The following is a 22,475-nucleotide window of genomic DNA, read 5'->3' on the forward strand; positions in this document are numbered from 1 at the left end:
TTCATTTTGGTTAAAATTTAAATCCGATGACGGAACTTGCAAAGAAGCCGTCTTTATACTGCGGTATTACGTCCTTTATGTAATCTCCCGTTTTAAAGTATTGTACGCCGATGTTGAAATTTAAAAAACGATTCATATCCCAGGATACACTTGTGAGGTATGCCGTTCCGATGTATCTTTTTGCGGAGTTTGAAGACGACATGTTGAACGATCCATCGGGACGATAAACGCCGTCTTGCAAAGAATAGCGCCAGTTGAACACAACATCCAACGTGAGTGCTACGTTTTTAGCGGCATTCCATGCAAGGTAAGGATGAAGGTCTATTAAATTTACCGGGCCCACCTGGGGGTTGAATCCAAAATACCCTCCTTTTGGGTACAAGGGATTAAATGTTCCCAATGTACCATCGCCCTTGCTTTTGTCGCCTGAAATGTAATCGTGGCGAAGGTTTATGGTAGGAGCCCCCGGTATGTTTTCAAACATATAGCCTACCTCCGCTGATGCTGTCCACGCTTTTATATTGCCGATACCGAATTTTCCGAACTGATAGGCTCCTTCAAAATTATATATAAAACCACCGCCTCTTCTCCAAAACCGGGCACCAAGTGTATGCCGGGATTCTTTGGCTACACCTTCATCAAACGTAGCATCGGCACGGTTAATGCCGAGGTAATAAAAATCAAAATTGCCACTTTGCTGAATAATATACGTGCTGTAAATACCCCAAAGGTTGGCTTCACGTGTGGAGCTATTATCAAAAAAACCGGTGTTTATTTTGGCCTCCGCCATAACAAAAGCGTCAACATTTAAGCTTGGTGATGCATAAGCAAGTTTAGCTCCATCAAAATAAAGACGAAGATTAGGACCATCTCGTACGTCAATCAAACGACCGCTGCCATATTGGATTTCTTGCCGGCCTACGCGAAGTGTAAGCGCTTTATCCAATTTACGATAGGCCACAAAATCAACAAAAAGATTTTCGGCATTTAGTTTATCCTCGTCAATACGGCGCGGACCGTTCTTGCGTCCATTTTCTAAACCGCTCCGCAATTGCCCGAAAAAGCGAATGCGATTTCCCACATGCAAATCAGCGTGGACTTGATAACGCTGAAGCAAAAAAACATCTCGGCCAACGCGCATTTCTCCCCAGTCTTCATTGGCGGAGTAATCCAATTCTTCGCGTACTTCCCCTCCAAGTGAAAGGTAAATAGCACCGGTTTGGGAAAGAGGGATGTATTTTATCTTGTTGTAAAAAGTTCTTGTACTGTCTTTCAGTGCTGAATAATCTTCATCATACCGCATCAGCTGAAAACGCTGCGCCAGCATATGCATCGGTACAGACAATAAGAACAAGTATAATAAAACAGGCCTCATACGTTGACTTTCAGAATACTTAACTTCGGACGGTGCTAAAACCTTAATTTTTCTGGTATCCGCCAAAATAATTCACGGGCGACCAGGCGGGGATAACCGGAAGTGTAGCGGGTGCTACGGTTTTGTATTCTTCATTTCCGTATACTATCTTTCCGTCTACAATGGTGAGCTTAGCAGTGATGTTTTTGATTTCTTCTTCGTTTACCGTGAAATAGTCTTTATCGAGGATCGCCAGGTCGGCGAAATATCCTTTTTCAATCTTTCCTTTTAACGTGTCTTTAATCAACTTGTACCCTCCGTAGGTTAAAAGACGCAATGCGGTTTTTCGGTCCAGTGTATTATCCTTTGCCATTACCTGTGTGCCGCCAATGGTTTTACCTGAGGTAATCCAATACAGGGCCACCCACGGATTGTAGCTTGCTACGCGGGTTCCATCTGTGCCTAAACCTACTGGTAGCCCAAGTGCTAACATACGTTTCACGGGCGGAGCTGCCAATGCACCTTTTTTGCCATAACGGTGGATGAAGCTTTCGCCCTGATAGGCCATTCGATGTTGCACGGCTATACCACCGCCCAGCGCTTTTATACGTTTGAGGTTTTCATCTGTTACAGTTTCTGCGTGATCAATAAACCAAACCAGCCCATTGAGTGGTGTCTCCCTGTCAATATCTTCAATCACGTTCAGGAAGCGGGTGATGCTTTCATTATAGGTGGCGTGAATACGAAATGGCCACCGTTTTTTTACCAATAAGGAGAGTACTTCCTTCATGTTTTTTTCCATGGTAGGTGGTAGTTCGGGGCGGGGAAAAAGAAAATTTTCGAAATCGGCCCCATCCATTACCAAATTCTCACCGCCGCCTTCTACATAATAATCTACATCGTTAAAACCGTTGTGCCCGTGATCGTCTATTTCTACCATTCCTGTCCATTTGCTATAATCGGCAAGCTCTGTACCTTTTTTCTGGGCAAAGAGGTAATAAGGCAAACGTACCGTTATTTTTCCTTCTTTATTCAGCTCGTCGGTAATGCCGTAATCATCCGGAAAATTTTGGAAACCGCCACCGGCATCCATTACACCGGTTACCCCCAGGCGGTTGAGTTCCGTCATATATTGCAGCGTTGAGTTTACCTTTTCATCGTGCGAAAGCTCGGGCAGTTTTGCCAAGGTAGAATATAAGATCGATGCGTTCGGCTCTGCTACTAGGAGCCCGGTGGGGTTACCTTCGGTGTCTTTTTCAATCAAACCCTGGAAGGGATTAGGGGTGTCGCCATTGATGGCTAATTTTTTCAATCCTGCCTTGTTGAGCCAGGCCTTGCCATACAGGTAAAGAATGAAGGTAGGTACATCGCCAGTGGCTTCATTGATTTCTGCCAAAGTGGGTAATCGTTTTTCTTCAAACTGGTATTCGTTCCAACCACCTACTACGCGAACCCATTGCCCTTCGGGTGTGCGGGCCGACTGCTCTTTGAGCATTTGCAGGGCTTTTTTTAGCGAAGTAACACCATCCCAGCGTAGTTCGGTATTATAGAAGCGGCCACCACGGATAACGTGCAAGTGACTGTCAAATAAACCGGGGATAATACGGCTTCCACGGGCGTCTAGTACCTTTGTTCTGCTTGTTTTGAGTTTGAGTATTTGAGCGTTGGTTCCGGTTTGTAGAATTTTGTTGCCGGCGACGGCCACTGCCTGTACTTCTGCGTTTTCATCGCTGAGCGTCGTGATTTTTCCGTTAATGATAACGATGTCCGCTTTTTGAGCGTGTACCGCAATAGAGCTGAAAAGTAGAAATAAGAGAGGTAGCGTTTTAAATATATTCATGTTGTGAACTGTTATTTAATTCAAAAGCAGGAACTAAGCCTGCTTCGATTGATAGAATTAGTGTTTTAGCATATCGTGGGCATATAGTATACCGAGGCCGTACGCACCGCCATATTTTTTTACTAGATCGGTTACGGGTTTGTAGGTTTCCTGTCTTGCCCAATCGCGTTGCAATTCTAACAGATACTGAATAGCGGTTATGGGTTTTGCACCCATTTGTACCATACGGGTAACAGCTTGCTCATGCGCCTCTTTACTGACATCGCCGCAAGCGTCTGTAATCACGTACACTTCATATCCTTCGCTGATGGCGGATAATGTGGGGCCTACGATACAAACACTGGTCCACAACCCGGCGAAAACAATTTTCTTTTTATTCTTTCCGGTAATTGCTTGGTGTGCATTTGTATCTTCCCATGTGTTCATGGTGGTTCTGTCTATATAACCGCTTGTAGATTGTGGATAGAACGCTTCTATCTCGGGAAATACCGGTCCGCTAAATGATTTCTCGGCCACAGTGGTGACCACCGTGGGCACTTTAAATATTTTGGAGGCACCGGCTACAATACCGACATTATTCCTCAATTCATCCATTGTAATGCTCTTCGTGGCAAAAGACATTTGCCCTTCGTGATCAATCATTACCAACGTATGGTTGGTAGGGTTTAGTAGCTCGGGGCTTGGTTTTTGCGCAAATGCCGCTATTGAAAATGATACGACAGCGAATGTGGAAAGTAACTTTTTCATTTTAGTTTTTGTTGTTGTGATTGCTATAATTAATTGTGTTTCTGCCTTGTGTTTGATATGTTTTTTAAGAGGTTTGTGTACAAAGCTTTTTGTTAAGCAAAACTAGGGACTCTATGGGCGCTTTCCATTGAACTGGTTCAAGAAATGATAAGTCCATAAAGTTTTTATGTGACACTTTGGAGTAGGGCGCTTTCCGCTTAATGCGGTATGTTTATTTTCGAAAAATCGACCTCGCTTTAGGATGGCAGGTGAAGATGGTATGGGATCAATTCAAAACAAATAGCTTTGCTTTACGTGGAGTATTCGCCGCAGGTGTTTTTTATATAACGTTAATTTCAGCAAAAACCGGAATTTCGAGCTTATTCTGCTATGTTGCCCGCCAAATTATTTTCCGGAAAGACGCTTTCTTATTTTACTTAGAAACTCAGCCGATATGCCTAGGTAGGAGGCGATATAGTGTTGTGCCACTCTTGTGGGGATGCCGGGGTATAGTTTCAAAAAGTCTAAATAGCGGTCTGTTGCACTCTTGGAGATCGTATGGAGCACTCTATTTTGAAACGTACATAAATGGCGCTGTACGATGATGCGGAAGAATCGTTCGAATTTAGGGATCTTCTTTAAAAGTATTTCTTTGGTTTGGGGGGTCACTATATAGAGCTCGCAGTCCTCCATGGTTTCAATAATCATCTGTGAAGGTGTTTGTTCGTGAAACGAGGCCATATTACTTACCCACCAATCTTCTACTGAAAATAAAAGTGTTACTTCAAGGCCATCTTCGTCAATATAATAGGACCTGATGCAGCCCTTCTGGATATAAACTTCAAATTTGCAGATCTCACCCTGTTGAAGCAGAATAGTTTTTTTAGGTACTTTCTTGAAAGTTAGCAGTTCGGTGAAGAATTGCGTTTCATCTTTGGTTAATGTAATATGCTTGCTTACATTGTTAATAATATTTGAATACATAAATCTGTATTAGCAGTTCAATTTTGGCCGATTGCTTTTTTAAAATGTTTCCGCTGCTGTAATTGCTTATCCAGTCTGCGCTTCTATGAGCGTGTAAATATACGGCTTAATTTTCTTTCCGGAAGCTGATGGCTGAAAGCTGGAAATAATTAGCCAATGTGATGATTAGCCAATTTGATGATTAGCCAATGAGCCAATGAGCTAATTTGATGATGGCTGGTGCTGCCTAAAGCCTAGAGCTTATAGCATAAACCTTATTAGCAGTAACACCAAGTAAAGCCGAAAGCTGACTGCTGATGGCCGAAAGCTGAAATAATTAGCCAATGTGATGATTAGCCAATTTGATGATGGCTGGTGCTGCCTAAAGCCTAGAGCTTATAGCATAAACCTTATTAGCAGTAACACCAAGTAAAGCCGAAAGCTGACATCCGAAAGCTGAAAGCTGAAATAATTAGCCAATGTGATGATGAGTGCGAAAGTCTAACAAAAAGCAAAGACCTGAGCCGATTATTTCTTTTAATCGGCTCAAAAAAACGTTATATTTGAGCCGATTAATTATGCTAATCGGCTCATTATGTACAACTGGCAATATAAAGATTGGCCCAATTTTACCTATTCAACAACACACCTGGCATCTACCGGTGTTGCATTTGCGAAGGAACTCGGCTTGATAGGTGGTCTTATAACCGGCTTGAATGATGAGTTGAGGCAGGAGGCTCTAATAGAGGTTCTGATAGCAGAGGCCATCAAAACATCTGAAATCGAAGGAGAATATATGAGCCGTGAAGATGTTATGTCTTCTATCAAGAGAAATTTAGGGTTAAATGATGAAGCTCCCGTTCGCGATAAGCGAGCGACCGGGATAGCTAAATTGATGACCACTGTTAGAACAAATGCTGCGGAAAAGTTGTCTCTCAATATGATCCGGCATTGGCATCAACTTTTAATGGAGGGCTTTCCAAAAATTAGTGGAGGCGAATGGCGTAAAGGGGAAGAGCCGATGCAGGTTGTCTCGGGCGCTTATGGAAAAGAGACTATACATTACGAGGCACCTCCATCTTCCCAAGTGCCCAAAGAGATGGAACAGTTTATGGATTGGTTTCACCGCGATCATTTTGACGTAAAAGACGACATCATTCGGGCTTTGTTAAAGGCTGCAGTTGCCCATGTTTATTTTGAATCTATCCATCCCTTTGAAGATGGAAACGGACGCGTTGGAAGAGCCTTGGCCGAATATACACTCTCCAACACACTCGGGAGCCCTGTTTTGCTATCCATATCTAAAACCATTGAAAAAGACAAAAAGCAATATTACGATGCACTAAAGCAGGCACAAGCGGGCTTAGACTTAACAGCATGGATTCATTATTTTACGCAGGTTATAGTAGAGGCACAACGGAATGCGAGAGAGCTGGTTGAATTCACCGTAAAAAAGGCCAAATTTTTTGATCGGTTTACCGCTCTTCTGAATGAGCGGGAATTAAAGGTCATTAAACGAATGCTCGAAAACGGATTGGAGGGCTTTGAAGGTGGAATGACGGCTAAAAAGTTCATGGCGATAGCCAAAACTTCTAAAGCAACTGCTACGCGAGATTTACAGCATTTGCATGCTATAGGGATTTTAAATCAAATTGGTGCCGGGCGGTCTGTTAGGTACGAATTGGTTTTGTAAATAGGCGTTCGTGGAAATAAGTGATGCCTGCCTGCCGGTAGGCAGGAATTTTTTTGTTGCTGCCCTTTATAGCCGAAAGCTGGCTGCTGATGGCTGACAGCTAATCACAAGCTATCGGGGAGATTTTTACCTAGATATATTTCAAAAAAAGCCCGCTTGAAAACTTCGCCGATCGGGATTTCGGCATTTTTTATGTAAATGGTGTGCACATCAAACGAATCGATGCGCTTGATGTTTACCAAGTAAGATTTACTCACTCTGACAAAACGACCGGGCTTTAGGTAACCGGAAATTGTCTTCAGGTTCATGGCGGTGACGATCTTGTTATTTTCTGTAAAGATCACGACGTAATCTTTTAGTCCCTGAACATACAAAATATCGTCGAAGAAAATTTTGTGGTAGCGCCGCTCGGCTTTTATAAGGATAAAATCACTTTCGATACTTTCTGTAACCCCTTGCGTGTCTAAAAGACCGCGATAGAAAAATGCCTTAGCGATGGCCCGCTCTAATCGTTCTCTTTCAACCGGCTTTACGAGGTAATCGATCGCATCGGCTTCATAACTTTCTAAAGCATATTCGGAGTAGGCGGTAACAAAAATCACCAATATTTCCTTTGGAAGTGATGCAGCAAAATTTACCCCGTTTATTCCAGGCATCTCTACATCTAAAAAAATAAGATCGACGGGATTGTTGCTGATAAAATCATGGGCTTTTCTTGCACTGTTGAAACTGCCCAATATGACGATATCCGGAATTCCTTGCAGGTGCAATAGTATCCCTTCCCTGGCCAATGGCTCATCGTCGACGATAATACAATTCATATCGGTATACTTAAGATTACTTTATATAAATCGTCCCCATTGTCGATGTCAAGTTTGTAGCTCTTTCCATATAATAAATCTAATCGACGAATGATGTTGGCAAGTCCCAGCCCACCTGTTCGTATAAAAAAAGGTTCATTCGGTTTTGTATTGACACAGGTAAAGATCAACCTTTTTCCGATGTTTTTAAAACATAATGAAATGCTCGAAGGCGCTTCGGTATCTGCACTGTGTTTCACGGCGTTTTCTACAAAAGTAAGAAAAAGACCGGGGGGTATTGAAGTGTCCAATAAATCGGCAGGTTGTTCGTTGGTAATTTCAAAGCTAAATTCGTCACGCCTAATTTTTTCCAGTGCTAAAAAATCCCGTAAAAATTCAATTTCTGACTGTAACGATACGGTCTGTCCACGAGTTTCATAGAGTTGATAACGCAAAAACTGGGATAGCTTCTTGATAACGGTTGAGGCTTTTTGTGGATCTTTTGAAATCAGTACATTGACGTTGTTGAGCATGTTAAACAGAAAATGTGGATTAATCTGGTTCTTTAGTTCACGAAGCTCAATCTGTAAGGTGTTTTTTTCCAGATCATTAATCCGTGTGGAGTCTTTTTTCCACCGCTGCAATAGCTTAATTGAGGTGGAGGCTATTACGGCTATGCCCAATATGTTCAAATTATCTATGATGGTAGCAAGTGGGCCGTAATTCTCCTGATCGTTTGCCAATCGATAGGTTTTGAAAAAGTAGTCGAAGATACCGTTTGACAGCACCTGCATGATCGATATCATGATCAGGATCATCATCAGGATTGTAAATAAGTAAACGAAATAACGGTCTTTGAACAATAGCTTGGGAACAAGAATATACATATTCATATACACCATCGGTATAAATAGCAATAATTTTGTAGCACCATAAAATAGGTCGTAATTTCCTGCATACTTCTTTGTTCCATTGAAATTCGGAATTTCAGTTAAGATGATGTAAATCCAGATCAGTAAATGCCGATAAATCCGATACTTGTCTTCGACAAGAAAATCTACAAACCAGTGTTGTCGGGAGGAATTGTCTTTCATTTACAATATTCGTGAGCACACCCAATTATGCTATACCAAAGTAAGGTAAAAGATTGTTGTCGTAAACTGATTTTTATACAAACGTACCTTTTTTTTATATAAACCTACCATTTTCACCGTATTAGGGGATGCTTCTGACCGGCCTTTCGGGGATCATATACAAATAAGACCGATAGCCGGATTTGGTATAAAAAACCACCCCCCTTTGTATAAAAAAACAGCCGGCCATGATACCGCCATATACATTTGTCCCACACTAATTCCGAACAACAGGCGGGATTTTTCAAATAAAAAAAGAGATTATGGATCAGGTGCTAATTTTTAAAACAGACGTTGATTGTATGGACGATGTAAATAGGCTAGCAGCTCTTTTAGAATCAACCGGTAAGGTTAGGCAATGGAGTTTTGATCTTACGGATTGCGACAGAGTCTTGCGGCTTGTCTCAACCGATCTGCATCCGCGAACAATTGAAAAATTATTACGAGCAGAAGGGATCTGCTGCGAAAATATGGCTTATGAATTATAACGAGTAACTACCCTCGGCTAATAGCAACGTATCACATTCACCGACATCAATTATATTTAATGAGTAGATCACTGTTTTTAATTATCCTGCTACTTCCAGGCTTAAGTAGCTATGCGCAAAAGAAATTCACGATCCATGGAACGATCAAAGATGCCAGCACAGGGGAGAGCCTTATCGGGGCGTCCATAAGGGTGCAGGGCTTTAGTGCTTTAGGTACTACCACCAATAGCTATGGCTTTTATTCGCTCTCCCCCGCGGAAGGAGAACACACCTTGTTGTTTAGTTATATAGGCTATGAAACGGTTGTTGAAAAGGTTTCATTGCATGGCAATCAAACGTTGAACGTATCGCTTACACCGAGGGGTACATTAGAGGAAGTGGTTATCCGGGCAGATCGTTCAGATCATGATCAAATCCGATCGCCACAGATGGGGGTAGAGAAACTCAATATGGCACAGATCAATATGGTGCCCGTGGTAATGGGCGAGCGGGATATTTTAAAGACAGTCACGCTGATGCCCGGCATTAAATCGGGAGGAGAAGGGAACACGGGGTTCTACGTTCGGGGTGGTGCTGCCGATCAGAACCTTATTCTTCTGGATGAAGCGCCTGTCTATAACGCATCTCATTTACTGGGCTTTTTCTCTACCTTTAATTCGGACGCCATCAAAGACGTGAGTATTTATAAAGGTGGGATGCCCGCTGAATACGGAGGGCGCTTATCATCTGTGCTTGATGTAAAGATGAATGAGGGTAATAATAAAAGATTTACCGTTGAGGGTGGCCTGGGATTGATTGCTTCGCGTTTAAAGGTGGAAGGGCCGATTGTGAAAGATAAAGGATCTTTTATGATAAGCGGCCGCAGAACATATGTGGACCTATTTCTGAAGGCTTCCTCGGATTCTACGGTTAATAGCAGTACCTTATATTTTTATGATCTGAACGCCAAAGCCAATTATCATTTTGACGACAAGAACGCACTCTATTTATCGGGGTATTTCGGTAAGGACGTATTGGGCGTGCAGGATATCTTCGGGACGGATTGGGGCAACAGCACGGCTACTATACGGTTTAATCACTTGTTCAGCAGTAAGCTGTTTTCTAATACTTCCCTGATTTACAGTAATTATCGGTACGCCGTTCAACAGTTTCAAAATGAGGAGGATGTTAAGATTACCTCGCGTATACGGGATTTTAATCTGAAACAGGATTTTCAGTACACACTAAATAGTAATCATGCCATCAAATTTGGCGCAAATGTGGTACATCACAAAATATCGCCGGGTGATGTCCGTGCTAGCGCTAATTCCAGTTTTAATGATCTTCATGTTGAAGATCGGTACGGTTATGAGGCTGCAATTTACGCGAGCGACGAGTGGAAGCCAACGGATAAGCTTACATTGCTTTATGGGCTACGCTTGAATGGGATGTTTGTGATGGGCCCCGGAACGTTTAAAACATACAATCCGGATGGGACGGTCTCAACAACTACAGTGGTTGGCTCAGGCGATCTGGTGAAATCCTACCTTATGCTGGAGCCACGCTTTTCTGCTAGTTATCTGTTGAACGATCGGACTTCGGTTAAGTTGTCTTATAATCGCAATACGCAAAATATACACTTGCTCAGCAACTCTACCAGTAGTACGCCTACTGATCTGTACGTGATGAGTAGTAATAATATTAAGCCGGAAATTGCCGACCAGCTATCAACCGGATATTTCCGGAATTTCAGCGATAATAATTACGAGTTCTCTGCTGAAGTTTATTATAAATGGATGCAAAACCAGATTGACTATAAAGACGGTGCTGAACTGATGGTTAATCAGGATGCTGAATCACAGTTAACCTATGGTACGGGAAGGGCTTACGGCATGGAGTTATTTGTAAAAAAGAGACACGGCCGACTCAATGGCTGGATCGGTTATACCTTATCACGCACGGAAAGAAAGTTTGATGCGATAAACCAAGGCAATTATTACCCTGCACGGCAGGATAGAACGCATGATCTTTCAATCGTGGGAATTTACAAATTAAATGATCGCTGGACTTTCTCCGGTACGTTTATATACGGAACGGGCAATGCGGTTACTTATCCTACCGGCAAGTATAGCCTCGGCGATCGAACCAGGTTTTCTTATTCGGAACGCAATGGGTATCGCCTACCGGCTACGCACCGGCTGGACATAGGGGCTACCCTGGAAGGAAAAGAGCATAAGCGCTATCACTCGAGCTGGACTTTTAGTATTTACAACGTATATGGCTACCACAATCCTTATGCAATTACTTTTCGGGATAGCAAGACCAATCCAAATACTACTGAGGCGGTACGGACGAGTCTGTTTCCCATACCGATCCCTTCTGTAACCTGGAACTTTAAATTTTAACATTTATACAAGCACGGATGAAAAATTCAATAAACTGCATCATTTATCTCCTTATCGTTTCTTTTCTAAGCTCCTGCGAAAGGGTGATTGAACTCGAGCTACGCGATGATATAGGACGCCTGGTGATAGAGGCTAACTTTCATGATCAACAGGGGGCGCAAACTGTTCGGCTTAGCACCAACGTTCGTTTCTCGGAACCAAATACCTATCCCCCTGTGACGGGCGCGCAAGTTAGTGTGGAAGACGACGCGGGTAACACTTATATATTTAAGGAGGGCCCCGCCGGTATATATACAACCGATACGGTGGCCGGTGCTTATGGAAGAACTTATTCGTTGAAGGTGCTTACGGGAGATACAACGTTTAGTGCCCACTCAAAAATGCCTTCCCCGGTAAAATTGGATTCGATAACCGCCCGAAAGGATGAATTCGGAGATAATGAAAATGCGCGGATAATCAGTGTCCATTATCAGGATCCTCTGGGCGTTTCTAATCAATACCGGTTTGTCTTATACTTGAACGGCGTACTTGTTAAACGCGATTTTGTGAATGACGATCGGTTTAGCGACGGACGTTCTGTTGAATTGGATCTACCTTTAGGCGATGATGACGATGATTTAGAAGTACTTCCGGGCGACCGTGTTGAGGTGGAGATGCAATGTATCGATAAGCCAATTTACACCTATTGGTATTCATTGGCCTCGCAGCAGGGAAGCGATGGCCCGGGTGGAAGCGTAACCCCGGCAGACCCACCTACGAATATCACACCCACATCATTGGGATATTTTAGTGCACATACCATGGAAAGAAAAAGTATAACGGTGAAATAATATTGATTGAGTTTGTTGGTTATTGGTTGCTCGTTATTGGTTATTCGTTGTTAGTTATTAGTTATTCGTTGTGAGATTAGTTAATGAGTCAATTAGCCGATGTGATGATGAGCCAATTAGCCGATGAGCCAATTAGTTAATTGGTCAATTAGTCAATGGCGTTGAACCGTTGGATAGGGAAGTGGTTGAGTTATTGAGTAGTTAAGTTGTTGAGAAGTTAAATAGTTGAGTAGGGAGTGGTTGAGTTGTTGAGTTGCCTGTTGTGTGTTGCACGTGATGAAATCACACGGGGCTCTCGCGTAGGACAAAACGGCCTCATAAGATGAGCGTTAAGAAAAATTTGCATAGTGAGGAAAAGAAACAGCGTAAACAATAGCAAGGGATAACAATAAAAACCTCAAAAGAAACAAACCGGGGAGAACGGTGTTTATTATTGGATGGACCAACAAGCTTGGAAATAAGAAATGGCCTATGGAGATCAAGATCGCTCAAATATCGGACGAAGCAAGCGCCTTCGCTGCATTGACTTTAGCCTTCAGCGCTGATCCGATGGCGCGCTGGTCTTTACCCAGCCCTGCAAAATATTTAGCCGTATTTCCCGCCTTAGCCAAGGCCTTTGGCGGAAACTCATTTACTGAGGGGACAGCCTACCTGGCTAATGGCTTTGCCGGTGTTGCTTTGTGGCTGCGACCCTGTGCCCGATCAGATGAGGAAACTTTAATGAAGCTGTTCGATGAAAATGTGGAAGGGGAGGTGAAAAAAGACATGCCGGGGATTTTTGAGCAGATGGAGAAATTTCATCCAACCGAGCCGCATTGGTACTTGCCGATGATAGGTGTAGATCCGGCCTTTCAAGGGGCGGGAGTGGGCTCCGCATTGATGGCGGAGGCGCTCAAGGCCGTCGACAGGGATGGATTGATCGCCTATCTTGAATCTTCGAACCCGAAGAATATACCACTATATGAGCAACATGGTTTTGAAGTTATTGGCGAAATCCAATCAGGCAATTCACCGGTTTTACGGCCGATGTTGCGTAGCGCGCGACGGTAATGTATAATAACCGGTTAATGTGTTCTGACTAATGAATTAAGGTCTTTATAATCTCGTTTTGAAAGGTGTTGAGGCTGGTGGTATACATATTGGTAAGGAGTATAATCGTAATTTTCTCCTGTGGGATATATAGTAGCCGTGTTGTTGTTCCCCAAATGGAACCTTGCCGCTCATTCATAACAACTTCGCGATTATTGATCTGTAATTTTCGGATCCATAAACCGAAACCATAAGATTCTAAATAGGGCGTCAGCATCATCTTTAAACTGGAATCAGCCAGTAATCCACCGTTATATAACGCTTCTGAAAACAATAGAAGGTCTTCGGCGGTGGAGTACATCGCTCCGGCTGAATAGAAGTTTTCGATATAATAAAATGGATCGTTTTTTAGTTCTTTGGAGCTCTCATCTATGCTATAAACAGCGGCTAGATTTTCTGTTACTTGCTGATAGGAGCACATGCCCGAATGATGCATTTTCAAGGGCTGCAATAGTTGGGTTCTCAATACTTCTTCATAAGGCCTATCATAAATTGCCTCAATAATTTTGCCTAAGATCACATAATCTGCATTATTGTAACTATAATGTTTGCCGGGTTCATTTTCCATTTTGCCACTACAATATCGCTGTAAAATTTCGTCGGTGGTGTACTTCTTCAAAAACATGGAAGGTACTTCATTCGGGTTTTCGCCGGCCTCGCTGTTTTCTATACCGGAGGTGGCGGTTAAAAGGTGAAAAATGCTTGCCTTATCGCCGGCTGCTCCGGTGTAATTGGGTAAATACGTTTTTATCGTAGCATGTAGGTCCAATTTACCTGCTTCGTATAATTGCATAATCAGAACAGCTGTGAACAGCTTGGTAATGGAAGCAATCTTATACTTCGTATCCGGTTGGTTGGGTACGTCAAATTGGCAATTGGCCGTTCCAAAACTCTTCAGGTAGGTTTTGTTTGCCTGTTTTACTAAAATGGTTCCATTGTAATGGTTCGCTTTTGCATATTTATCGATAAACTTTTCGGTATGCTTCCACTGGCCTAATGAGTCGGTTGTCAGAAGCAGGAAATAAGCAATCCATATAAAAGTTCTCACTGTATTAAAAATAGATAGCGTGTTTAGCATAATTTGTGTTCTTTGCTAAACGCACACGAATTAAATGCCATAATTATAATTGATTGTTTTTGAGTGTCTTGATTGTGTTTTTGCTCCTTTTCATTGCACGTTTTCGAACAGCAAATGTTCGCTTTTGGTCTTCGTTATTTTGAGTTGTTGAGTAGCCAATTAGCCAATGAGCCAATTTGATAATGAGAAGGGCTAGTGCGACTGAAAGCCGACGTAAATAAGTGATGAATGATGCCTGCCTGCCGGTAGGCAGGAATTTTTTTGTTGCTTCCCCTTATAGCCGAAAGCTGACTGCTGATGGCTGAAAGCTGAAATAATTAGCCAATTTGATGATGAGCCAATGTGATGCACAAGCCTTACACCCTAAGGCTTATAGCTTACGGCCTTACCAGCAGCTATATTCGTTAGTGCTACAGGTTAGAGCCTATCGCTTACTGCTTTATAAGTAGCGGTGAAAGTGCTTAATACAACTTTGGATTTCTTTTGGTATGTCTTAACCTTACGATTCTAATTTCGTCAGGCATTACCCGGTATGAAACGCGTAAATGATACTTTTCGAAGGCTCTCCAAGATCCATCATTATCGGTTTTGTACTTATCAAGAGGAAACCTTTTTGGATGTAATGGCAGTGCTAGCGTCAGATCGATAATCGTATCCCTGACTTTTTCAGCATTCTGCAATGAATCTAAAGAAATTTTTTTAAAAACCTTCTTTAGTTCTTCCTGGGCTTGTTTGCTCCAAATAACTACCATTTGGCTGCTTGATCTTTTAGATCTTTCGCAGAAATAAATTCGCCACGTTCTATTTCATTATTTCCATTTTCAAGGTCTTCATTATATTCTGCTAAAGTCTGAGCTCCTTCGCTTGTTTGAAATCTTATACCCATTAATTTTAGAGTGCTTAAAAGCCATTCTCTTTTGGAAGCATCCTTAATTTTATCTATATCTATTATCAGTTCCATTTGTGTAATCCCTCTAAAACAAAAATACACTTTCCTGATCGTTTTTTCAAGCGTATAAAAATTTGCTCAGCATGAGAAGGGCTAGTGCGACTGAAAGCCGACGCAAATGATGAATGATGCCTGCCTGCCGGTAGGCAGGAATTTTTCCCGCCCCTTTATAGCCGAAAGCTGACTGCTGATGGCTGAAAGCTGAAATAATTAGCCAATGTGATGATGAGCCAATTTGATGATGAGAGGGGCTAGTGCTGACTGCTAATGGCCGAAAGCTGGAAAACTAACCCCTAAGGGCCATCCAAATCATATCTCGACAAGCAGTCCAAAGAAGTACGTTTTGCTTGCCTGAGTCTGTAGGCCATAATACAATCCACCGTCAACCATGATTTTTTTCGATATTTCATATTGTAGAGCCATATCAATAAAATTACGCCATTCATGCCCTTTGAAATCATAGGTATAATAGGTTTCCAAAAATCCTTTGAGATTTTTGAACACCTTATGACTGATAACGGCTGATTGTAAAAACTCCGTATGCATACCATTGCCAACGTCATCCTTCAAGCGATCGCCTTCTACCTGTAGACCGAGTTTCCACTCACCGGGCAGCTTTAATTCTAACGGGATAATAATTCCCCCTTCATATTCTTTATTGTCTGAATAGTTGTTTGTGGGTAGTTTAACATAGGCCATGCATCCGAAAGCGACATTTCCGTGATCGTTCCCATAGAGATTTTGCTTTAACCGCAAGATCACATCACCAAAGCCACTCTTCGACTGGACGTTTCCTGAAGAGATGGAGCGACTGCGTTGGCGGCCATAACTTTGTACCTTGATCTGAAAATCCATCGTATTCGTTAAGCCAAATTTCAAATTTGCCTGGTGCAAAAGATAAGTGGATTGAATGGCTTCATCGGTTCGCTGACGTTCATAGTTGAACAGATCCGCTTCGTACATGAAGTGTCCTGCATCTATGGTATAAGGCGATTCGGTTTCATCCGGACGGTCTGCCCCGATTTCGTCTCTTAAGAGCGATTCGGGTGTCGGATTGAAAATAGAAAATTGGTTTTTGAGCTTAGCGGTGTCTTGCTGAGCCGAAGCGCTGATTACAAAAAATATTGCCGGTAATAGTATGATGAAGCGTTTTTTCACAAGGAAATGCATAAGTTTCTTCCTAAAACACTTAAGTTGACTAAAGGTTTTACAGATATTGGTACGGCATAGCTGATTCTTTCCCCCGAATTTTTTGCGGGCCTTTTCAATCTGTTTGGATATACCGAAAGATGAAGACGCTTATCGACTAGGACAGGGGAAGTCGTACTACAAAGGTGGTTCCTCCCAATGCGTTTGTGTTACAATGAATGGAGCCTCCTAACGCCTCGGTATATTGTTTGCACATCATCAGGCCCAAACCACTATTGATTCGATACGTGTCTGCAGAATTTTCAAAGGATTTGGATATCTTTTCAGCGACCGATTGACTCTCTCCCGATCCGCTATCGGCGACGGAGATAAGGGCGGTTTTACCTTCTTTACGCGTTTTTAGATGGATTTCTCCGCCTTCTTTAGTGAATTTTATGGCGTTATCAATTAAGTTTCGGATGATAAGCTGTGTGATCGCTTCGTTGCTTATAATATGCAATGGAGAACTACTATTTAGCACAAGCTTTATTCGCTTGTGCTGGGCGAGATGTGTGTATAGTTTTGAACTATGTCGTAAACTTTTGGTGAGATCAACGGTAGATAGCTGCATTTGATCTACATGGTAGTAATCTTTAGACCAATGCAATACACTGTTCAGTAGCTGCTGTGTGCGATTTGTTAAATCGAGAAGATGTTGTTCGATTATTTCTTTCTCTTCTGTTGTCAAACTCTCATAAAAAAGACGATCAAGGTAGGATTGTATGCCCGAGATCGGTGAGCGTAAATCGTGTGAAAGAATTGATATCAAGCGAATTTTTTCATCGTTGAGTAAGCCGAGAAGCTTGGATTGTTTTTCTACAGTTTTGCGTTCAACTGTGTAATGAAAAACGAAGGTTATTACACCGGCCGCAACCAATAACGACACAACAAGATAAGTAATAAGATTGTCTAAAAAATAAATTGAGCGGCTCGTATAGGTGCTTTTTATACTATCGGGAAAATTAAATTCGATTATTAGCAAGAGAATTATTAAGGTATTATGAAGAATAGTCCAGAAAATGTATTGATGCTTAGGCGATATCATCATGGTTGCCAGATAAACACCTAATAAAAGAAAGAGGGTGGGGCCGGCGACACCTGCATTGTAGAAATAATTGATGGCCAATAGCAGATTAAGGCAAACGGCTATGATCACAAAAGTCTGTAAGTATCGATTCTTGATGGTTGATTGATAATAGGCCGCGCCAAGAAGTACTGCGGCGACGAGCGAAATTAACGCAGGATAGTAGAGGCCGGATAAACTGTTAAATATAAGTGTGCCCAATACCAGAACAAAGCCGATGAAAGTAAAGGCGTTAAATAGGCGATGTTGTAAAGTAAATTGCTTTGGGTTACCAACAATCTTAGAGAAAAGATGTTGAAGATTCAAGGCGGTGAAGGTATGTATCATCTGTTGGTCGTATTGGAGAAGGTGTTGCAACAAATGTAAATAAATATGTACTGAAATACAATGAATAAGAAAATAGTAGCACAAACCCTATGCCTTAAAGCCTACAGCCTATTGCTCACTGCCTCCAGCTAAAAATGACTGTGTCGCTTGTAAATATCTCCAAAAATTGAGACATTCGCTCAAGCCTTTCTCAATTAGGGCGTATATAATGCGATATGGCGGAGAAGAAACCCTCGATTAATGACATAGCAAAACATCTTAAAGTTGCCAAATCTACGGTATCTTTTATCATCAATGGGAAAGCGGAAGCTCATAGGATAAGTAAAGAACAGGAGCAGCGGGTGCTTAACTATGTCAAAGAAATCGGTTTTAAACCCAATTATATGGCGCAAAGCCTCGCAACAGGTAGATCGAACAGCATAGGCCTGATTGTGGAAAATATTGGGGACTCTTTCTTTGGGCCGATTGCGCTAATGATTGAGAAGCAGGCGAAAAAAAGTGGTTACCGGATCATTTATAGTAGTACGCTGGGCGATACCCAAGCCGCACTTTCGGTGTTGGATTTGTTTCGTGATACGAAGGTAGATGGTTTTATCGTCGCCCCCCCTTTACATATAGAAGAACAGATCAAGACAATCATAGACGATGGTGTACCGGTGGTAATTTTCGATCGGATGCTGGAAGGAGTGGAAACGGATTACGTGGGGACGAATAACCGCGAAATGGTGGTGGAGGCCTGTGAGCATCTCCTGAAGCAGGGCTTCCAACATATTGCTTTTGTTTCGCTGGCCTCTTCTCAAAGCCAGATGAAAGAAAGACTGGATGGCTACCTTAGCTGTGTCGGCACTTGCGGCCAATCGCCTATCGTACTGGAAATGGATTATAATGACGAAGGAGACAGTCGGAAAAAAGAGATTATTAAATTTCTTCAATCACATCCACAGATAGATGCGATTGTTTTTGCAACGAATTATTTATGTATCAGTGGGCTGGAGGCTATCCGTGAACTGGGCTTGAAGATACCGGAACAAATTGGTATTGTTGTATTCGATGAACACGACCTCTTTCGGCTGTTTACACCTTCCATTACTTCGATTGTACAACCCTTGGAGCAGTTAAGCGCTGCTATTTTTGACAACTTATTGAAGCGGATCAACGGCAAATCTTCCACGCATGGACCGAACGTACAGGTAATCCCTTCGAAATTGATTATCCGCGAATCGAGCATTAAACCAAAAAAAGTTCGAAAATAACCTTGCTAAACTGGTTTTTTTAATTTAGTTTTGAAACGTCTTTCGGACTAACCTTTTTTTTAGCCAATCAGAAAAACCGGTTTTCCTAGACTTTACGATTTATTGCTAATAAATTATGAATTACACCTAACTAATTGTATCATGAACAGTAAAAACTTATGGGTTAAACTATGCCTGGCTGCGCTTCCTTGTGTACTGCACCCGGCGCTTTCAACCGCCGCTGAGGGGAAGGGCGAGCTTGTTAGCGCAATCGGACAGCAGCAGCGCATTAGTGGAAAAGTGCTGGATGCTGCCGGTCAACCACTGCCAGGGGCAACCGTCCGCGTAAAGGGCGGAACGGCCGTAACATCTACCGATGTGAACGGACAATTTACCTTGCCGGCTGAAAATGGACAGCAAATCTCCGTGTCCTTTACGGGTTACTTATCCACCGAAATAACGGTTACCGGCAACGGCAATTTGGTGATTACCTTAAAGGAGGATGCTGCTGCCCTGGATGAGGTAGTGGTGGTAGGTTATTCTTCTCAGCGGAGATCTTCGGTTACCGGAGCTGTAGCTTCGGTTAATATGACGGACGTTGAGTCGAGACGGGTGCCTAATGTGGCGCAGTCGCTACAGGGCCAGGTGGCCGGTGTGCAAATTACGCAAAGCAGTGGTGCCCCGGGGGACGGCATCAATGTGAGAATCCGTGGCGAAGGTACCATTGGCAATAATAACCCGCTTTATGTGGTAGATGGTGTACCTTCTAGGGATATAACTTTTCTGAATCCTTCTGATATTGAGTCGATGTCTGTACTGAAAGATGCTTCGGCTGCCGCAATCTATGGTTCGCGGGCGTCAGCGGGTGTGGTGGTGATTACTACCAAACAGGGTAAGATCGGGCAAAGTTCTATTAATATAAATTACTTTGGCGGGCTGCAACAGGCTACGAATCTGCCTAAGTTGCTGAACACGCAGCAATACCTGAATGTGCTTGAAAAAGCATGGAACAATTCGGGGATTACGGGCACGAACCCCTATACAGCAGATAAATCGCGTACCGATCTGGCCAATACGGATTGGTTGGACGAGCTGTTTGAAACGGGTAAGACGAATAGTGTCGAGCTATCGGCCAGCGGAGGAACGGAAAAAACGCAGTACTTGATTTCGGGCGGTTATTATCGGCAGAATGGTATTGTCATTTTCGATAACGATAAATACGAGCGGATTAACTTTAGGGTAAATGTTAACAGTGCATTGTCAGACCGATTCAAAATTGGTACGAACATGCAGATGACCTATTCGAAGCGGGATCAGATATCGGCAAAAGGTGATGCGCCGGGCATTATAAGGCACGCTTTATTAAGACCTCCGCTATTGAGCGTGTATAAAGATCCATCTGATCCAACCTGGTCTGCCACTGATCCCTTTACCGATTTGCCGTTTTACAGAAATAACCAAGTGAATACGGGCTATGAGAGCAATAAATACGAATATACCCGCAACCCGGTAGCGGCAGCTTATTTTACCGATAATGTATTCTCACGGATCAAGACCTTCGGCAACGTGTTTGGCGAGTATGCGTTGCTTGCGGATAAATCATTAAAGTTCCGAACAAATGTGGGGATCGATCTCAATGTAAACCATACCAAAGCCTTTTTTGAAAATTATGGTGACGATGATGGGAGCGCGGGCCCTAATGACCTTGGTAAGGGACGGATTAATCGGCCAGAGGGTTTAAATGAAGATCGTGGAACTGATTTCACCTTGACCTGGAATAATGTGCTTTCTTATGATAAAACATTTGGATCGCATCATATCAGCGCGCTGGCGGGAACGGAATATATTAAGAATAATGGAGCTTCAATCAATGGGTCTCGTCGGCGTTACGATTATACCTTACCAACTTTCCGCTACCTGGATTATGGTAGTACCTTGCTCGATGTATGGAACGGTGGATCGGGATCAGAATATGCGCTGTTCAGTATCTTTGGATCGGCAAGTTATGAGTATGAGGGTAAATATATGGTGACAGCGAATCTACGGGCGGACGAATCTTCGCGTTTCGGTGAAAACCATCGCTGGGGTTATTTTCCGTCGGTTTCTGCTGGATGGACGGTCAGCAAAGAACAGTTTATGCAAAACGTGAAGTGGATTAGCGATCTTCGTCTGCGCGCGAGTACCGGTACGCTGGGAAATCAGGAGATTGATAATTATGCGTATCTGACCTTGATGAAACGGGTGGGTGAGAACTACCTGATTGATCGTTACGGAAATCCCGATCTGAAATGGGAAACCACTGTACAGCATAATATCGGTTTAGATGCGTCGTTCTTTGGAGATCATGTTTCTTTCTCGGCCGACTATTTTATAAAGGATACACGCGACATCCTCTTGCCAATTTCGCTTCCCAGTTTGGTGGGGAACGTGCAACCTACCATCGTTAATGCAGGGCAGGTAAAGAACAAAGGGTTTGAGTTTTCACTGGGATACCGGAATAGTACGGCCGGTGGTTTCCGCTATGGAGTGAACGCAAACCTCGCAACCCTATCGAATGAAGTGGTGAAGTTACATCCGAATGTACCTTATATCAGTGGTACGGCAACGCGTACGCAGGTAGGTAATCCTTTGAATGCCTATTTCGGCTATGTGGTGGAGGGAATTTATCAAAACCAGGCGGAAGTGAACAGTCATTTGTCCGGTGTTTCGAATCCGACGCAAAAACCGGGCGATATCCGTTTTAAAGATCTAAACGGTGATGGTATGATCAATGATCAGGATCGTGATTTTATGGGAAACCCTATTCCTAAATTAACCTACGGACTTAACCTTACTGCTGCATACAAGGGCTTTGACCTGGCCGTGCTGATACAAGGTGTGCAGGGTGTTGATCGCTATAACGACGGTAGAAAGATACTGGATTTTGATACGCGACCGTTCAACTACACGACAGATGTGCTTGGCGCCTGGGATGGTGAAGGAAGTAGTAACACCATTCCGAGGGTGACTTTCAATGACAACGGCAGCAGCCGGGTTTCGAGCATCATTTTAGAGGATGCATCGTATGCACGATTGAAAAACGTAGAGCTTGGTTATTCTTTTGGATCGCTGATCAAAGATACAAAGGTGCTGAAAAATATGCGCGTGTATGTTTCGGGGCAAAACCTGTTGACCTGGACAGATTATAAGGGGCTGGATCCGGAATCGACCGATCTGATCGATATGGGAACATACCCATCTTCCAGAACCTTTTTGTTCGGTATCAATGTAACTTTTTAACCTTAAATACAAGTAACTGAAAGCCTACCTCGGTGGTT

18 protein-coding genes are annotated in these 22,475 nt (G+C 42.9%); 7 read left to right on the top strand and 11 right to left on the bottom strand.

Features of this window, described 5'->3' with window-relative positions:
• Positions 1 to 10: 10 nt before the first annotated feature.
• The 4 genes from M1D52_RS07495 to M1D52_RS07510 form a co-directional block, all read right to left on the bottom strand.
• The gene (locus M1D52_RS07495; protein WP_437392049.1) at positions 11 to 1,375 is read right to left on the bottom strand and encodes an alginate export family protein; all 1,365 of its coding nucleotides are present in this window, start codon (positions 1,373 to 1,375) and stop codon (positions 11 to 13) included.
• 43 nt (positions 1,376 to 1,418) lie between these two features.
• Positions 1,419 to 3,194, bottom strand: a complete 1,776-nt coding sequence (locus M1D52_RS07500) for an amidohydrolase (protein ID WP_437392051.1) — start codon at positions 3,192 to 3,194, stop codon at positions 1,419 to 1,421.
• 57 nt (positions 3,195 to 3,251) lie between these two features.
• Positions 3,252 to 3,941, bottom strand: a complete 690-nt coding sequence (locus M1D52_RS07505; protein WP_149106072.1) for a hydrolase — start codon at positions 3,939 to 3,941, stop codon at positions 3,252 to 3,254.
• 384 nt (positions 3,942 to 4,325) lie between these two features.
• Positions 4,326 to 4,904 carry a Crp/Fnr family transcriptional regulator gene (locus tag M1D52_RS07510; RefSeq protein WP_130856675.1) on the bottom strand — a complete coding sequence of 193 codons (579 nt, stop codon included), beginning with the start codon at positions 4,902 to 4,904 and terminating at the stop codon, positions 4,326 to 4,328.
• A gap of 574 nt (positions 4,905 to 5,478) precedes the next feature.
• Between M1D52_RS07510 and M1D52_RS07515 the strand changes: the two genes are divergently transcribed.
• Positions 5,479 to 6,576, top strand: a complete 1,098-nt coding sequence (locus M1D52_RS07515) for a Fic family protein (protein ID WP_437392052.1) — start codon at positions 5,479 to 5,481, stop codon at positions 6,574 to 6,576.
• 104 nt (positions 6,577 to 6,680) lie between these two features.
• On the opposite strand, the gene M1D52_RS07520 is transcribed toward M1D52_RS07515, so the two are convergent.
• Together M1D52_RS07520 and M1D52_RS07525 are read right to left on the bottom strand one after the other, a co-directional pair.
• A complete protein-coding gene (locus M1D52_RS07520; RefSeq protein WP_437392054.1) occupies positions 6,681 to 7,397 on the bottom strand; it encodes a LytR/AlgR family response regulator transcription factor in 717 nt (238 codons plus the stop codon).
• Positions 7,394 to 8,470, bottom strand: coding sequence for a sensor histidine kinase (locus M1D52_RS07525; RefSeq protein ID WP_437392056.1), 1,077 nt, complete (start codon positions 8,468 to 8,470; stop codon positions 7,394 to 7,396). The genes M1D52_RS07520 and M1D52_RS07525 overlap by 4 nt, the downstream gene beginning before the upstream one ends.
• 302 nt (positions 8,471 to 8,772) lie before the next feature.
• Here M1D52_RS07525 and M1D52_RS07530 point away from each other — a divergent pair, with 302 nt between their 5' ends.
• From M1D52_RS07530 to M1D52_RS07545, 4 genes are all read left to right on the top strand, one after another.
• Entirely contained in the window at positions 8,773 to 8,997 is a 225-nt protein-coding gene (locus tag M1D52_RS07530) for a hypothetical protein (protein ID WP_130856679.1), read from the top strand.
• Between the two features lie 59 nt (positions 8,998 to 9,056).
• Positions 9,057 to 11,381: a TonB-dependent receptor gene (locus tag M1D52_RS07535; RefSeq protein ID WP_437392057.1), complete on the top strand. Its 2,325-nt coding sequence runs from the start codon at positions 9,057 to 9,059 to the stop codon at positions 11,379 to 11,381.
• Positions 11,382 to 11,398: 17 nt separating this feature from the next.
• Complete coding sequence (locus tag M1D52_RS07540; RefSeq protein WP_437392058.1) at positions 11,399 to 12,211, top strand: DUF4249 domain-containing protein; 813 nt, start codon at positions 11,399 to 11,401, stop codon at positions 12,209 to 12,211.
• Between the two features lie 549 nt (positions 12,212 to 12,760).
• Positions 12,761 to 13,261: a GNAT family N-acetyltransferase gene (locus M1D52_RS07545; RefSeq protein WP_437392060.1), complete on the top strand. Its 501-nt coding sequence runs from the start codon at positions 12,761 to 12,763 to the stop codon at positions 13,259 to 13,261.
• A gap of 28 nt (positions 13,262 to 13,289) precedes the next feature.
• On the opposite strand, the gene M1D52_RS07550 is transcribed toward M1D52_RS07545, so the two are convergent.
• The 5 genes from M1D52_RS07550 to M1D52_RS07570 form a co-directional block, all read right to left on the bottom strand.
• Complete coding sequence (locus M1D52_RS07550; protein ID WP_437392062.1) at positions 13,290 to 14,378, bottom strand: serine hydrolase domain-containing protein; 1,089 nt, start codon at positions 14,376 to 14,378, stop codon at positions 13,290 to 13,292.
• Between the two features lie 461 nt (positions 14,379 to 14,839).
• Positions 14,840 to 15,130: a type II toxin-antitoxin system RelE/ParE family toxin gene (locus tag M1D52_RS07555; protein ID WP_437392064.1), complete on the bottom strand. Its 291-nt coding sequence runs from the start codon at positions 15,128 to 15,130 to the stop codon at positions 14,840 to 14,842.
• Positions 15,124 to 15,339: a hypothetical protein gene (locus tag M1D52_RS07560; RefSeq protein WP_130856692.1), complete on the bottom strand. Its 216-nt coding sequence runs from the start codon at positions 15,337 to 15,339 to the stop codon at positions 15,124 to 15,126. Before M1D52_RS07560 ends, M1D52_RS07555 begins: the two co-directional genes overlap by 7 nt.
• Positions 15,340 to 15,636: 297 nt before the next feature.
• Positions 15,637 to 16,485: a transporter gene (locus M1D52_RS07565; RefSeq protein ID WP_165447005.1), complete on the bottom strand. Its 849-nt coding sequence runs from the start codon at positions 16,483 to 16,485 to the stop codon at positions 15,637 to 15,639.
• 148 nt (positions 16,486 to 16,633) lie between these two features.
• Complete coding sequence (locus M1D52_RS07570) at positions 16,634 to 17,926, bottom strand: sensor histidine kinase (protein WP_437392066.1); 1,293 nt, start codon at positions 17,924 to 17,926, stop codon at positions 16,634 to 16,636.
• 215 nt (positions 17,927 to 18,141) lie between these two features.
• On the opposite strand from M1D52_RS07570, the gene M1D52_RS07575 reads away from it, so the two are divergent.
• Both M1D52_RS07575 and M1D52_RS07580 read left to right on the top strand, forming a co-directional pair.
• Positions 18,142 to 19,179, top strand: coding sequence for a LacI family DNA-binding transcriptional regulator (locus M1D52_RS07575; RefSeq protein WP_013668014.1), 1,038 nt, complete (start codon positions 18,142 to 18,144; stop codon positions 19,177 to 19,179).
• A 141-nt stretch (positions 19,180 to 19,320) separates the two neighbouring features.
• A complete protein-coding gene (locus M1D52_RS07580) occupies positions 19,321 to 22,437 on the top strand; it encodes a SusC/RagA family TonB-linked outer membrane protein (RefSeq protein ID WP_437392067.1) in 3,117 nt (1,038 codons plus the stop codon).
• Positions 22,438 to 22,475: the final 38 nt, after the last annotated feature.

The organism is Olivibacter sp. SA151 (assembly GCF_054130995.1).

Coding starts and splice junctions, on each gene's coding strand:
- M1D52_RS07530 (WP_130856679.1), top strand. CDS start 8,773: ATGGATCAGGTGCTAATTTTTAAAACAGACGTTGATTGTATGGACGAT.
- M1D52_RS07540 (WP_437392058.1), top strand. CDS start 11,399: ATGAAAAATTCAATAAACTGCATCATTTATCTCCTTATCGTTTCTTTT.
- M1D52_RS07575 (WP_013668014.1), top strand. CDS start 18,142: ATGGCGGAGAAGAAACCCTCGATTAATGACATAGCAAAACATCTTAAA.
- M1D52_RS07505 (WP_149106072.1), bottom strand. CDS start 3,941: ATGAAAAAGTTACTTTCCACATTCGCTGTCGTATCATTTTCAATAGCG.
- M1D52_RS07545 (WP_437392060.1), top strand. CDS start 12,761: ATGGCGCGCTGGTCTTTACCCAGCCCTGCAAAATATTTAGCCGTATTT.
- M1D52_RS07495 (WP_437392049.1), bottom strand. CDS start 1,375: ATGAGGCCTGTTTTATTATACTTGTTCTTATTGTCTGTACCGATGCAT.
- M1D52_RS07560 (WP_130856692.1), bottom strand. CDS start 15,339: ATGGAACTGATAATAGATATAGATAAAATTAAGGATGCTTCCAAAAGA.
- M1D52_RS07535 (WP_437392057.1), top strand. CDS start 9,057: ATGAGTAGATCACTGTTTTTAATTATCCTGCTACTTCCAGGCTTAAGT.
- M1D52_RS07555 (WP_437392064.1), bottom strand. CDS start 15,130: ATGGTAGTTATTTGGAGCAAACAAGCCCAGGAAGAACTAAAGAAGGTT.
- M1D52_RS07500 (WP_437392051.1), bottom strand. CDS start 3,194: ATGAATATATTTAAAACGCTACCTCTCTTATTTCTACTTTTCAGCTCT.
- M1D52_RS07520 (WP_437392054.1), bottom strand. CDS start 7,397: ATGAATTGTATTATCGTCGACGATGAGCCATTGGCCAGGGAAGGGATA.
- M1D52_RS07525 (WP_437392056.1), bottom strand. CDS start 8,470: ATGAAAGACAATTCCTCCCGACAACACTGGTTTGTAGATTTTCTTGTC.
- M1D52_RS07510 (WP_130856675.1), bottom strand. CDS start 4,904: ATGTATTCAAATATTATTAACAATGTAAGCAAGCATATTACATTAACC.
- M1D52_RS07580 (WP_437392067.1), top strand. CDS start 19,321: ATGAACAGTAAAAACTTATGGGTTAAACTATGCCTGGCTGCGCTTCCT.
- M1D52_RS07550 (WP_437392062.1), bottom strand. CDS start 14,378: ATGCTAAACACGCTATCTATTTTTAATACAGTGAGAACTTTTATATGG.
- M1D52_RS07570 (WP_437392066.1), bottom strand. CDS start 17,926: ATGATACATACCTTCACCGCCTTGAATCTTCAACATCTTTTCTCTAAG.
- M1D52_RS07515 (WP_437392052.1), top strand. CDS start 5,479: ATGTACAACTGGCAATATAAAGATTGGCCCAATTTTACCTATTCAACA.